This is a genomic window from Pectobacterium colocasium (assembly GCF_020181655.1).
GTDB classification, from domain to species: domain Bacteria; phylum Pseudomonadota; class Gammaproteobacteria; order Enterobacterales; family Enterobacteriaceae; genus Pectobacterium; species Pectobacterium colocasium.
Window position 1 is genome coordinate 4288005 of record NZ_CP084032.1, and the last position, 14526, is coordinate 4302530.

Genomic DNA, 14526 nt, shown 5'->3' on the forward strand with positions numbered 1-14526 from the left:
AAAATCATTTTTAACAGAAAAAACCACGCATTCACTTCCTTAGTTAAAGCCCCCCCCATATATCCACCATACTTCAAGTTGATGTGCGTTAGCTTTCCTCGCTCACCCCAGTCACTTGACTTCAGTAAGTCACTGGGGATTCGCTGCTTCGCCGCGTTACTGCAAATCGAATTATTTTGGTATATATGATATATCGTAAGCATTAGCTTTCCCCGATTACACAACCTTTTCCTACCGTGACGCACTAATTTTTTATATCATGCAATACGTGATTTTTATAACCCTATAATTTTTACAGATCGCTAAACACATCAATTCATTTAGCTTTTTATAATGCAGCGAAATCATGTCCTGCAAAAAAATAGAATGGCCACTAAAAGTCACCAAACTTTCCCTTTATTTACCTCGAAAACAACTCTTTTCTGCATTACCTCAGTATATGATGGCAACTCAGGATATATAAAATCTTTTGATATACCATAGATATTTAATTCCTCATGAATTTCCGCGACATATTCCTTCAATATATCAATTCTGAAAATTCCTGACTTTTTAATTTCATCACTTGGTTCATCGTCAATGTGATTTATTATATTAGCCCCACTTAGTTCATTGCAGGATATAATGTTATTTGTTAAATCATTAGAAAAAACAAACACTCCTTGCTGATTTTTTATTCTGTGATTTATTGGTAATGGCTCTATAATATATTTCACATCATTATGTATCTTAACCGAACTTAATAAGGCCAAATAATTAACAATATCCTTTTGCAAAAGATTAATAAGACTATGGCATTTGGTTTTTTTATTTTCCTGAGACAATCGCCCCAAAAGCGTGAATAAATGAATCGATAGAAATTCTTTATTCAATTGAACGGGAGGATATAAAAAATCGTCCGAGGTATCCTTATTGATTATTTTATGAACTTTCCCAACGATAACAGGACTCACATCTTCCATTGAGTTATCCTCAATAAGCTGATAAATCTCCATCAATTTCTTCTGCTCATTATTTACATTATGAAAAAATGCCTGGCTGCTTGCTTTTGTTACCTGATGAGAGCCTTTTACATTATACATCATAAATACTGAACAATCATTACCTGGATTAACTTTCTCAGTTGCAAAATAGAGAGCAACCAAGGGGTTTTTAGTCCAATCGATGAGTCTAGTTGCTAAACCATAGTGTTGAGCAACCATCATTAAATCTAAATCATTAAGTGTATAGTCCACAAGCAAGTTATTATCCGAATAAATCGGCATATTAATCCTAAACTCCTTAAATAGCATATTAGCTAATATGTATGCTTTTTCACTATCTTTTTCATCACCACCGATTCCATTATCATTAGCAAGACGACAAAAAGAAGAGTTTACATCATAAAAATTAGAAGATTGCCCTCGAAAAAACGCATTTTCATCAATCGGATATAGCTTTCTAACCACTTTAAGAAAATCACCAACTGTCTTTATATTTCCATTTTTCATTATTAAATAAACCTCAAAAATTTTAAATTAAATATTTTAATAAAAAACATTCAACAAAAACAAAACATTAATTTACCCATACTGTATTTTACATTTCAGAAAATCATGATCAACCTAAAACCCTATCGATAAGCGTATAATATTACACACACCTACTATTAATAAAAAACCCACCTATCAGCTTAAGCATTACCTAAGCCACTAAGAGCTGGCTCAAATTTGAGCTAATACACTTTAGCACTGGAAATTTTTGAATTATCACTCAACACCAAAAATCCGACCAAGTCCCAACTTTTGGTGTTGTTCTGATTCGCTCTCAAAAACATATGTTCTGCTTTGCTGAGTTTCGGAGCTTCCACTTATTCTCTCCAACGATGAGGCACTCACAAAAACCACTGCGGCGAGATGTGAGTACTCTGGGGTGCATAGAAGCTTCGTAGCGAGATGGGCTAGTAAATTGCGTTCATCCCCAGCAAATGCATCCAGGGTTAACCTGGAATGCCGTTCAACTTGAATGACGAGACATCCAGGTCGGTTTCCCGTCATTTGTTTACGAACAGCATGCTTAGCAACTTTACTCAGCGCTGAATCAAATTTACTCGGCACAAGACTTTTTACGTCTATAGCAAGATAACCTTGGTCACCCAAGTTTTTAATTAAGCGGTACCCCGCACCATAACCAAGCAGGTCATTTGCAAAAATACCTAATTCATCTCGAGTGAACTCATGCTCGGTCGATGGGAGACAACCCAATTGTAGGTTGATTGTACAAACTCCTTCCAGCTCTGTATTTCCAGCACCGACAGCCTCCACTAATTTAGAAGCGAGTTGCGCTCGCTCTGACGCCATCACAGGAACTTTTTCATTTAAAGTGAAAGAAATACCGTAGAGATAGTATCCCAACTCTGGAAGCTTTGGCTCGATCAGAGGCATAAGGCAATTTATTAACTCGTAAAACCCCCCCTCTGTTAATGGCTCACCTTTATCAACCGATAAACTTTTGCACTCAATCTCAACTGATGCTACACCCGAAATCGTTGCAAGGATGTCAAAGGTTTCTTCGCCACTATGTTCTTCCATCCAGGTAATACCACAGCCTTTTCTGCTGAGGTGAGTCGCAACCATCAGTTCGAATCGCAGGCCACGTGCACCATCTGGCTTATTAAGCGCATGCGACACCCGTCTACACAAATTTCGAGCATTTTCAGGAGAGCTTTCTCTACAAATTTTTACTATCTGCGAGGCAAATATCATTGCCTGCTTGATAGCGCACCATACTTCATGGTCAGAAGATTTTCCATGAGAATCAAAAGCTGCCAAGCCGTATGCCAAAACATTCTGCTTCCACAGAAGGGACTGTATGATCGGCATTTCATTGATCTGATGCTGTAGATTAGACACACGCTTAATCCAAGGCTTTTCAGGAAAAAGCGCAGTAAATTCCGTATAGATTTCCGAAAATTCGTCATCCCTTAATTCAGTTCGCATAGGATTCCTCATCCGTTCTTACTGGCCAACCTAACAGGCAAACTTGGTTTTTATTACATAAAAGACAATTATGACAAGATTAAAACAAACCAATTTTATGAAATAAAAAAATTCCACAAAAAACAATAAAACCACTAACTAAAAAATATTTACATAGGGCATTCTGAAATAGATCTTTATCTTTTACCGATTTCAGGCACTACAAATTTTCGAAGAAACCAACTGATTAAAAAATGACAAGCCTACCTCAAGGGAGGGGAGGTTACGGTCATCTCCCTCTAGCTCCCTTCACTCCTAGGCTAAATCATTTTCAGGTTGAGAACCCTGCTCGGTTAAAGTCTGCTGGTGTATAAACATAAACTGATGAGCAGTCAGCAGTGCTGATTCACCGCCATAATGATACTGAGGATTATCAAGCTCTGTTCCATATCGCGAACGCAAGTTTGCTGCGATATAGTCCGGTGAAATCAATAGTGCGATAGCATCATAAGTCTCACGCATCATGTCTGCGCGAACCGGTAAACCACTATCTACTATCCATGCCTCACCGATATAGCTCTCCAAGAATTCATCAACCCGAGCAGGCTCAGCATCGAATACCGCACATAATCGGCTTTCTATTTCCGCCTTATTTCGCCCTTTTTGCCAGTGCCAATAAATGTGAGGCGCATCCTTCCCAGCCTGCTCAAATATTGGCATATCAATGTCTGCTTCATATATACGATCAGCAAAAAATTTATAAATAACGTCATTTGCTTCGTCTGGGAGCACGCGGCGCTCCTCACTTCTATCTTTCGAGTGTGCAAGCCATCGAATGCACTCACTTCCCATTTTTAGCGGGAACGCTGCCAAAATCACTGATTCAACTGCAGTCTGCCTTCTTGCAATAGGAATGCGCCTCATTAGCTGATATATCAATATTCCAGCTTGCATAATAGTACCGCCAATCACATTAATGCCTCGCTCACGAGGAAGAAGATCGCCATTCCTTGCAATAGCAACTGCAACTGGCAAAGCAGAATCTTCATCGATAGAGTCCGCTCGATCTCGCAATGCCTGGACTAACTGGGGCATAGTTCGCATGGGATATACACTTAAAAGGCGACGTTGCTCATCTGGATCGACTGAGGCAAGTGCCTCTATCAAAACACCAAGCTGGCTATCCGATATATCTCCCTCAGGCACCCCATAAACAAAGTAGCGCGCAAAATATCGGGCAGAACAAATACGCTGCTCGCCAGTCCATTCATCCTCCCACGCATCACCGTACATGGAGGTTCCGGTTCGAGGAAACAATGCCTTAAGCAACAGCTCTCGCATTCGCCTGCGTTCCTCCAAGTCCGACATCGGCATCGTATCTTCTAGCAGCTTATCAATAGTGGAAGATGGTCGCTCAAGGCCCCCCCTAGATTCACGAGATTCACCTTTCAGGAATATCTCAGAATTGTCGCGAATAGCAGCATATAGCTTTGGGTAAAGTACCCGCATTCCTTCAATCAGCATGAACTCGGAAATATTCACTTCATCCTTCACAAGAGGTAGCGCAAACATCAGCGCATTCGTGTAAAGCTTTGCAATCCTTGGAGTCTTTAATTTGGGTTCGAGTGTATCCACAAAATGGCGTGAAAACATATCAACCTGACTCTGATTTAGACTTATCTCTGCTTGATTCAGAGCATATTGCACGCCTTCAAAAGCGATCTGACGCAGGCTTACCCGATCAACGGGAGGAAGGTGCAAGGGCACTTGAATAATTTTCTCAAGAAACGCACGTCCTGCTTCTTTTCCTCCTGCGCCATATCGCTCACCTAACGCTGCAGCAACCACTTCATCATCAAAAGCCAGCACATAGCTGGTGTGTTTAAAACTTGCCGAGAGTTTTACCAGCTTAAAAATGGCATTAGTTTCATCTTTATCCAACCGATCAATATCATCAATAAGAATGACTAGTCGTTTTCCACTCTGGCCTAGCAAGGTATCAATTTGATCCTTTAACTGATCGAGAGATACCTTAGATAGTGACTCGCCAATACTCTTTGCCGCTTCACCAGGATTAATTTCCACGCCTGGCAGAGCGACCGAAACGAGCGATAGAATCCCTCCGTATGACTCCAGAAGCTTAGCTGCTTTTTCTTTGAAAGCTGGCTCTTGGCCCAGTGCATCTGCCAATGTAGCGAAGAATCCTCTCAGAAGTGCATCCTCGTTCGGAAAATGCCAAGGATTGAACCGTATAGTCACTACTCTCTCATGTATAGCAAGCGACTCCTCCATCATTTTCAATACGGAAGTTTTACCATCTCCCCAAGGGCCAAAAAGGCCGATCACGAGACTGGAAGGATCTCGGCTTTTGGCAATTGTCTCAGCAATCCTGTTGGCAAAAAGAGCACGACCGAAACGGTCTTGCTCTTTAGAAATTATTGGTTCATCAGAAAGGTAGTGGCCATCATCTTCAATATTTTCCTCTTTATCGGTAATGGACTCACTGACAGGTGATGTATCCGCCGAACTTCGGTGCCTAAAAAACTTACGAATCCTCTTCATCATTCTTCTTTTCTCCTAGGATGTAGAATATATCGACAATCTCGATTAAAAAAACAGGCCAAACGCTAGTCTATCCAAAAGCTCGACGCACCCTCATTCTTTGAGATCATCAGGCGTAGTTTTTTATGAGAAACACAAAATTTATCAGCCATAAATCTCGTCACTCTTTTTGCTCAGCCTCGAATGCTTGTAATGACAGTAAAACCTGCACAACACTGCTCATATTAGTGGGCTTAATAATATCAACTGCTGCACAACCTTCCAGCTCAGGATGAGGATTGCTCAACAAACGATATACATCCCATCCTTCAGCATGCGAAAGATGCTTCATCATCACCTGCGTCAGCTTGAGTTTCATCGGCACCAACTGCCATTCAGGCACCCTCTGCCCACGGTTCCCAAGGCTGATTGTCAACAACTTACCCGCCTTGATTTCTCGATTAATCTGATCCTTGGATTTTCCAGCCAGCTTGGCAAACTGAACGACTGGCAAGTTGAGCGGTGCTTCATAAGCTGCAAGCATTTCCATCCGCTCACGCTGCAGGTCAGAAACAGGGATTTCAATGACAGGTTCAGGCACAGGGCGTGCCGGCACAGCAGACAAGCGGTGGGGCGTAATGCCACCAATAACGGGTGACACGTCTTTCGGCATTACATCTGCCCCATTGCTTTCATCCAGAACAGGCACACCATCAATGCGAATAGTCAGATGCTGACTGGCCGCTTCTACTTCTCCCTGCTCCAGCAAGTCCAACCGGTCCGCCCAGTCCTGCATCATCTTGCGCCGGGGCTCGACGTAGAGAGCATGGTTGTAAGCTGCGCTCACCTGGTTGGGATCGCAATGCGAAAGCTGGGCGTCCACCCAAACTTTGGGGTAGCCCACTTCGTTGAGTGCAGTGGAGATCGTGCCACGGATGCCGTGACCAGTGAGCAAATCCTGATAACCCATACGCTTGAGGGCACCGTTCAACGTGTTCTCGCTGATGCGCTTTTTCAGATCGCTACGATGCGAGAAAAGATATCGTTGTGCTGGCCTAACCTCTTCGAGCAGGTATCGAACGATCTCAATCGTCTGAATAGACAACGGTACGATATAGGAGGGAATATCCTGGGGTCGTTTACCTTTCTTGCGCATATCAGTCTGCAACTGCTTGACCACTTCCGGAGGAATAATCCACAGCCCTTGTTCCAAGTCGAACTGCTCCGGAGTCGCCAACCGTAGCTCACCTGTACGCACTCCCGTCAGCAGCAACAAACGGATTCCGAGTTGCGTCGTGATCGACCCACGATAACGTCGCACTTTCTGCAGAAGTTCGGGTAGCTCAGGTAAACGCAGGAACGGATTGTGAACAACAGGTGGAGCAGGAACAGCAACCACATCCAAGTCGGATGCCGGATTGCTCTCCAGTCTTTCGACTTTCACCTGCGCAAAGCGAAACAGTTGATTGAGCCAGGAGCGTACTTTCTCTGCGGTGGTGAACGCCTCACGCTGCTCAATCTTGGAGAGCACGTTCAGCAAGTCGGCACGACGAACGTCGTAGATAGATAGCTTACTCAGGCTTGGCAGCACATCACGCTCAAAGATACGCAGGATTTGCGACAAGGTGCTGTTGCGCCCCTCTTTGAGCTCTAACTTTCGATGCTCAACCCATTGAAGAAACACAGCCTTGAATGTGTGCTCGTCGGCAAGTCGTACAAACTGCCGGTTATGCTTACGATCGAGCTTGGGATTGATGCCCTTGGCAAGCAGGGCACGAGCCTGATCGCGCAGCGTTCGCGCTTCACGCAAACCGACCTCAGGGTAAGTCCCCAAGGACATACGTTTCTGCTTGCCAGCCCAAGAATAGCGAAAGTGCCAAGACCGACCGCCCATGTCGGTCACAGCCAATGAGAGACCATCGATGTCGCCAAGTGTATAGGCCTTGCCTGTTGCCCTGGCTTGACGAACCGCCATGTCTGATAGTGCCATAGTTCCAGCTCCTAACTTGAAGAGTTAGGCTAGATCCTCGACCCATGGCTCGCTCCGACCCAGCAAGAATACGGAACCCCACGCACCCGTTTTTTATGGACTAAAAAATGGACTAAAAAAGCGTGGATGTAGACGGATTCCAGTAGACTTCGCTGGAACGAAAAAAGGACCCGAAGGTCCTATTTTCAACGACTTGCAGACTTCAGTAGCAGTCTACAGATCACAAATTGGAGCGGGAAACGAGACTCGAACTCGCGACCCCGACCTTGGCAAGGTCGTGCTCTACCAACTGAGCTATTCCCGCCCGGGAAATCTTCACACGATGTTGAAGTTCTTTAATTGAAATTCTTCATCGTTATGGGGTGCGCATTATACGAGAAATCCGTTTAACCGCAAGCCCCAAAAAATGAAAAATTGTCTGACTGCTGATAAAAAAAACAATATGTTGATAAAACAGACACTCGCTGACAAAACAGACGTGTTGCGTAGAATTGTGGCGTAAATAGCAGCTGTTCGCGGCACATCACGCCCTACCCGGATTGCTTCATCTACAACCGCAGAAAATTCTCACGGTAATAAGCCAGTTCCGCCAGGGATTCGCGAATATCGTCCATCGCCTGATGCGTGCCCTGCTTCTTAAAGCCTGTCAGAACTTCCGGCTTCCAGCGTCGCGCCAGCTCTTTGAGCGTGCTGACATCCAGATAGCGGTAGTGAAAGTAAGCTTCCAACTCCGGCATATAGCGGAACAGGAAGCGGCGATCCTGCCCAATGCTATTGCCACAGATCGGCGATTTACCCGCTGGCACCCATTTTTGTAGAAACGCCAGCGTTTCCAGCTCGGCAGCACGTTCATCCGTGGTGCTGGCTTTGACGCGATCCGTCAGGCCACTGGCGCCGTGCGTACGCACATTCCAATCATCCATCAGCGCTAATTGGCTATCCGGCTGGTGCACCGCCAGTACCGGCCCTTCAGCCAACACGTTCAGATTAGCATCCGTCACCAGCGTTGCGATCTCAATGATACGATCGCGATCCGGGTTCAGGCCGGTCATTTCGAGATCGATCCAGATCAGATTATTTTCATCTACCATCGTGGGTGTTCCTGTTGCGTGGGTGTTACTGTTGCCTTGTGCCCTGTCATCGATACAAGGATAACAGTATCCGCCCCAGTGCTGATACCGACAAGGTGGTATCAGTTAATTAAAATCAAATAGGGTGTATTATACACCCTAAATAATTCGAGTTGCAGGAAGGCGGCGACGTAGTAAATCCTCAGGAGCTTACACCAGTAAGTGACTGAGGTGAACGAAGGAGCCAACGTACATGCAGCTTGAAGTATGACGGGTGGGGCGATAAGGCGCTGCCGCGAACGATAAATCTTATTAAGTGAGGCTCAGTGAGCAAAAAGAAACTGTCGAAAGGTCAGCAGCGTCGGGTTAGCGCAAACCATCAGCGTCGCCTGAAAAAAACGGAAAGCAAAGTCGAATGGGAAGATAGCCAACTGGGCGATGCGCAGGAAGGCATTATCATCAGCCGATTCGGTATGCACGCCGATGTCGAAGCCACCGATGGCGTGGTGCACCGCTGCAACATTCGTCGGACCATTTCATCGCTGGTGACTGGCGACCGCGTCGTCTGGCGCCCCGGCCATGAATCACTCGCTGGCATCAGCGGGATCGTGGAAGCCGTTCACCCCCGTCATTCCGTCCTGACACGTCCTGACTATTACGATGGCATTAAGCCGATCGCCGCCAATATCGATCAGATCGTGATCGTCTCCGCGATCTTGCCTGAACTGTCGCTGAACATTATCGATCGCTATCTGGTCGCCTGCGAAACGCTGGAGATCGAACCGCTGATCGTACTGAACAAAATTGATCTGCTGGATGACGAATCCCGCCAGTTTGTTGATAAATTGATGGATATCTACCGCGCGCTCAACTATCGCGTGCTGATGGTGTCCAGCCACACTCAACAAGGTATCCCTGAGCTGGAACAGGCGCTCACCGACCGTATTAGTATTTTCGCCGGACAATCAGGCGTAGGGAAATCCAGCCTGCTTAACGCGCTGCTCGCACTGGATGAAGAACGGATTCTGGTGAATGAGGTTTCCGATACCTCAGGATTGGGACAGCACACAACCACCGCCTCCCGACTTTACCATTTCCCGCACGGCGGCGACGTCATCGACTCACCGGGCGTGCGCGAATTTGGTCTGTGGCATCTGGAACCCGAACAGGTTACGCGTGGTTTCATCGAGCTACGCAAATACATCGGTTCGTGTAAGTTCCGCGACTGTAAACATGAAAACGATCCGGGCTGCGCCATTAACGCCGCACTGGAGCGCGGAGAGATTGCCGTAGAGCGCTATGATAACTATCACCGTATTCTGGAAAGCATGGCACAAGTAAAAACGCGTAAAGGCTTTTCAGATACAGATAACTGACATTTATCATGACCATCGTTACAATGCGCCCCCTTTGAGAGTTAACGAATTCGCTGACTCTCTTTCTGGGCTACCGCTGACAACGTCAGATGTGTTTCCCAGACAGCTTATTTTATGGCGCACTATTAATCCAAGAGGCTCACCGTGCTGGATAATATCAAAATCAAATTACAGTATTGGCTTCCCAAGATCTGGCTGACCCGCTTAGCTGGCTGGGGAGCCAATAAGCGTGCGGGAAAACTCACCAAGCTGGTGATCGATCTGTTTGTCCGCCAATACAATGTCAACATGCAGGAAGCGCAGCAGCCGGATACCGCATCCTATCGCACGTTTAACGAATTTTTCGTTCGCCCTCTGCGTCCGGGCATTCGCCCTGTCGATCCCCATGCGCACCGTCTGGTGCAGCCTGCTGACGGCGTACTGTCGCAATTTGGCCCCATTACCGACGGCAAGCTGATTCAGGCGAAGAAGCACGACTACACGCTGGAAGCGCTGCTGGCCGGTAACTATATAATGGCCGATTTGTTCCGCGACGGTCTGTTTGCCACCATTTATCTTTCACCGCGTGATTATCACCGCCTCCACATGCCATGTGACGGCGTGCTGCGCGAGATGATTTATGTGCCGGGCGATCTGTTCTCCGTCAATCTGCTGACGGCCGATAACGTGCCGAATCTGTTTGCGCGTAACGAACGCGTCATTTGCCTGTTCGATACTGAATTCGGGCCATTGGCACAAATTCTGGTCGGTGCGACCATTGTCGGCAGCATCGAAACCGTGTGGTCCGGTGTGGTGACGCCACCACGTGAAGGCATCATCAAGCGTTGGACTTACCCGCAGGCGGGTGAAGAAGGTGCCGTCGTACTGGCGAAAGGCGAGGAAATGGGCCGCTTCAAGCTGGGCTCAACGGTGATTAACCTGTTTGCCGCAGGCAACAATCTCCAGTTTGCCGCTCATCTAAACACCCTGAGCGTGACCCGTGTGGGTGAACCGTTTGCCGAAGTCAGTCAGGATGAACCAACGCCTGTCATCTTCCCGGAAGGAACCGAACTGGCAGCAAACGACGCCGCACCGTCGCCTGTCGTTGCAACGCCTGAGCCTGCTCAGGCTGAGGGACAAAATACTGCGATTGACGCGTCCGGCCAGACGGGCCACAAGCCCGACGCGCCGTAAATAGCGTCCGGCTTTAGTCGCTTGTAAGCGTGTTGTTTGTAATAAAGGGTAGCTAACGTGCGTCTGATTCTGACTTTTCTTCTGGGATGTTTATTATCAACTGCCACGTTGGCTGCCACCGCGCCCAATGAGGCGCAGCTACGCCAGCAGCTACAGCAGGCGGAGGCCAATAAAGGTGCAGCCGATCAGGCAAAAGTCGTTGAGGAATATCAGGCTGCGCTGAACACCCTACAGGATCGTAAAGAGGCGCTGGAACGCGCCACACAATATCAGCGCGTTATTGATGATTTCCCCAAGCTGGTTCAGGAACTCCGTCGCCAGCTTAACGCCGAAGACAGCAAACCTTCGTCGATTCCCGAGGGACTCTCCAGCAACGATCTTGAACAGCAACTGCTGCAAACAAGCAGCCAACTGCTGGAACAGGCCCGCCAACTCCAACAGGAACAGGATCGACTGCGTGAAATCGGCGATTCGCTCAGTCAACTTCCGCAGCAGCAAACCGAAGCCAGCCGTATGCAAAGCGATGCGGAACGCCGCATTCAGTCTCTCGGTACGCCCGCTACGCCGCTGGGGCAAGCGCAGCTCGTCGCGCTTCAGGCGGAATCCGCGCTACGCAAAAGCCGGGTGGACGAACTGGAGCTGGCACAGCTGTCAGCCAGCAATCGTCAGGAGCTATCCCGGCTGCGCGTCGAGCTGTATAAAAAGCGCCACGACAGGCTGGATCTGCTGCAACAGGATTTACGCAGCAGGCTCAATAACCTACGCCAGCGCGAAGCCGAGCAGGCATTAGAGCGCACAGAGCTTCTCGCGGAACAAAGTGGTGATTTGCCCAGCGTCATCAGCAAACAGTTACAGGTAAACCGCGAGCTCTCCGTCGCGCTGAACCAACAGGCGCAACGGATGGATCTGATCGCCTCTCAACAGCGTCAGGCTGCCACGCACACCATTCAGGTCCGTCAGGCGCTGAGTACCATCCGCGAGCAGGCACAGTGGCTCGGCGTTTCACCGATATTGGGAGAAACGCTACGGGCGCAAATCGCGCGTCTGCCGGAAATGCCCAAACCTCAGTTGCTGGATAGCGACATGGCGCAGCTGCGCGTACAGCGGCTGCACTTTGAAGACCTGATCAACAAACCGCAGGATCTTGATAATGCCAAGCAGGATAACGGCGATCCGCTGACCAGCGCACAACAGCGGATTCTGACCGACCAAATGCGTACCCAGCGCGACCTGCTGACTTCACTGATCTCCGGCTGTGACTCACAGATACTGGAACTGACCAAGCTCAAAGTCGCCAATAACCAGCTGGCGGATGCGCTAACCGAAACACGGGAAGCGGCCCATCGCGATCTGTTCTGGGTGGCGGATGTCGATCCTGTGACGTTCGCCTATCCGCTCAAACTGGTGCAGGATCTGACGCGTCTGCTGTCTCTGGATACGCTGACGCAGTTGGGTAGCGCGCTGGTGATGATGGTCACCAGTCAGGAAACCGTTCTGCCGCTGCTGGGCGCACTGCTGCTGGTGGGCTTCAGTATCAGCTCCCGTCGTCACTATCATGCGTTTATGGAGCGCGCCAGCAGTCGCGTCGGTAAAGTCACGCTCGATCACTTTATGCTGACACTGCGTACCGTGTTCTGGTCCATCCTTACTGCCCTGCCGCTGCCGGTGCTCTGGGCCGCGCTGGGCTACGGGCTGCAAAACGCCTGGCCTTATCCGATTGCCGTCGCCATCGGCGACAGCGTGACCGCCACCGTGCCGTTGATGTGGCTGGTGATGATCAGCGCCTCATTCGCGCACCCGCAGGGGCTGTTTATTGTCCACTTTCGCTGGTCGCCGGAACGCGTCGCCAGAGCGATGCGCTACTATCGCCTTTCCATCGCCTTTATCGTGCCGCTGATTATGGCGCTGATTACGTTCGATAAGCTCAACGATCGCGAGTTTTCCAGCACGCTGGGGCGGCTCTGTTTCATCCTGCTCTGTATGGCGTTGAGTCTGGTCACGACCGGGTTAAAACGCGCTGGTATCCCGCTGTATCTGGATAAAGAAGGTTCTGGGGAAAATTCCGTTAACCGTGCGATGTGGAATATCCTGATCGCCATGCCGCTCATCGCTGCGCTAGCCTCCTGCATCGGCTATCTGGCAACCGCACAGGCGCTGCTGGCACGTCTGGAAACCTCCGTCTCTATCTGGTTCTTCCTGTTGGTGGTCTACCACATTATTCGCCGTTGGATGCTGATTCAGCGACGCCGTATCGCCTTTGACCGTGCCAAACAGCGACGTTCGGAAATTCTGGCGCAGCGTGCCAAAGGTGAAGAAGACGCGCCGTCTGCGTCGTCCCATGAAAGCAGTTCGGAAGCGGTGGAAGAGCCTGTCGTCGATCTTGACGCCATCAGCGCCAAATCCCTGCAACTGGTGCGATCCATTCTAACGCTGATCGCGCTGGTTTCCGTTATCGCGCTGTGGTCGGAAATTCATTCTGCCTTCGCCTTTCTGGAAAATATCAGCCTGTGGGATGTTTCCAGCACGGTCAAAGGCGTGGAGAGCGTTCAGGCGATTACGCTGGGATCGGTGCTGATCGCCATTCTGATCTTTATTATTACCGCACAACTGGTGCGTAACCTGCCTGCGCTGCTGGAGCTGGCGATCCTACAGCACCTGGATCTGTCGCCGGGCAGCGGCTATGCCATTACCACCATCAGCAAATATATTTTGATGCTGATCGGCTGTCTGATGGGGTTCTCGCTGATCGGGATCGAATGGTCGAAGCTGCAATGGCTGGTGGCCGCACTAGGTGTGGGACTCGGGTTCGGCTTGCAGGAGATCTTCGCCAACTTCATCTCTGGCCTGATCATCCTGTTTGAGAAACCGATCCGTATCGGCGATACCGTTACGATCCGCGATCTCACCGGTAGCGTCATGCGTATTAATACCCGCGCCACCACCATTTCCGACTGGGACCGCAAAGAAATCATCGTGCCAAACAAGGCATTTATTACCGAGCAGTTTATCAACTGGTCGCTGTCGGATTCCGTCACACGTGTCGTGCTGACGGTGCCTGCCCCGGCGGACGCAAACAGCCAGGAAGTCACGGAACTGCTTATGGATGCGGTGAAGCGCTGTTCGTTGATTCTGGATACGCCAGAGCCAGAAGCCTTTCTGGTTGACCTGCAACAGGGGATTCAGATTTTCGAGCTGCGCGTGTTCGCCGCCGAAATGGGGCACCGTATGCCGCTGCGCCATGAGTTGCATCAGTTGATTCTGGAAAACTATCGCAAGCACAATCTGGATCTCCCTTTCCCACCGTTCCAGGTGAGAATGGACAATCTGTCGCGCAGTGGAAGAACGCTGACGCCACGGCAGCGGACGCCAGGCAGCTTATAAGAAGGGCAAATGGGCGGCAGCCAGATATGGCTCCGCCC

8 protein-coding genes and 1 tRNA gene are annotated in these 14526 nt (G+C 49.0%); 3 read left to right on the forward strand and 6 right to left on the reverse strand.

Annotation, left to right across the window (positions count from 1 at the left end; genetic code table 11):
* Positions 1–380: 380 nt before the first annotated feature.
* The 6 genes from LCF41_RS19350 to orn form a co-directional block, all read right to left on the reverse strand.
* Positions 381–1490, reverse strand: coding sequence for an FRG domain-containing protein (locus LCF41_RS19350; protein ID WP_225085950.1), 1110 nt, complete (start codon positions 1488–1490; stop codon positions 381–383).
* A gap of 258 nt (positions 1491–1748) precedes the next feature.
* Positions 1749–2978: a hypothetical protein gene (locus LCF41_RS19355; RefSeq protein WP_225085951.1), complete on the reverse strand. Its 1230-nt coding sequence runs from the start codon at positions 2976–2978 to the stop codon at positions 1749–1751.
* A gap of 294 nt (positions 2979–3272) precedes the next feature.
* Positions 3273–5522, reverse strand: coding sequence for a KAP family P-loop NTPase fold protein (locus LCF41_RS19360; protein ID WP_225085952.1), 2250 nt, complete (start codon positions 5520–5522; stop codon positions 3273–3275).
* A gap of 157 nt (positions 5523–5679) precedes the next feature.
* Positions 5680–7488 carry a tyrosine-type recombinase/integrase gene (locus LCF41_RS19365; RefSeq protein WP_225085953.1) on the reverse strand — a complete coding sequence of 603 codons (1809 nt, stop codon included), beginning with the start codon at positions 7486–7488 and terminating at the stop codon, positions 5680–5682.
* Between the two features lie 228 nt (positions 7489–7716).
* A tRNA-Gly gene (locus LCF41_RS19370) sits at positions 7717–7792 on the reverse strand.
* A 244-nt stretch (positions 7793–8036) separates the two neighbouring features.
* A complete protein-coding gene (gene orn, locus LCF41_RS19375; protein WP_225085954.1) occupies positions 8037–8579 on the reverse strand; it encodes an oligoribonuclease in 543 nt (180 codons plus the stop codon).
* A 305-nt stretch (positions 8580–8884) separates the two neighbouring features.
* Between orn and rsgA the strand changes: the two genes are divergently transcribed.
* The 3 genes from rsgA to mscM all read left to right on the forward strand — a co-directional run bounded on the left by rsgA (position 8885) and on the right by mscM (position 14488).
* Positions 8885–9934 carry a small ribosomal subunit biogenesis GTPase RsgA gene (rsgA, locus tag LCF41_RS19380; RefSeq protein ID WP_225085955.1) on the forward strand — a complete coding sequence of 350 codons (1050 nt, stop codon included), beginning with the start codon at positions 8885–8887 and terminating at the stop codon, positions 9932–9934.
* A gap of 144 nt (positions 9935–10078) precedes the next feature.
* The gene (gene asd / locus LCF41_RS19385) at positions 10079–11107 is read left to right on the forward strand and encodes an archaetidylserine decarboxylase (protein WP_225085956.1); all 1029 of its coding nucleotides are present in this window, start codon (positions 10079–10081) and stop codon (positions 11105–11107) included.
* Between the two features lie 57 nt (positions 11108–11164).
* The gene (mscM, locus tag LCF41_RS19390) at positions 11165–14488 is read left to right on the forward strand and encodes a miniconductance mechanosensitive channel MscM (protein ID WP_225085957.1); all 3324 of its coding nucleotides are present in this window, start codon (positions 11165–11167) and stop codon (positions 14486–14488) included.
* Positions 14489–14526 lie beyond the last annotated feature (38 nt).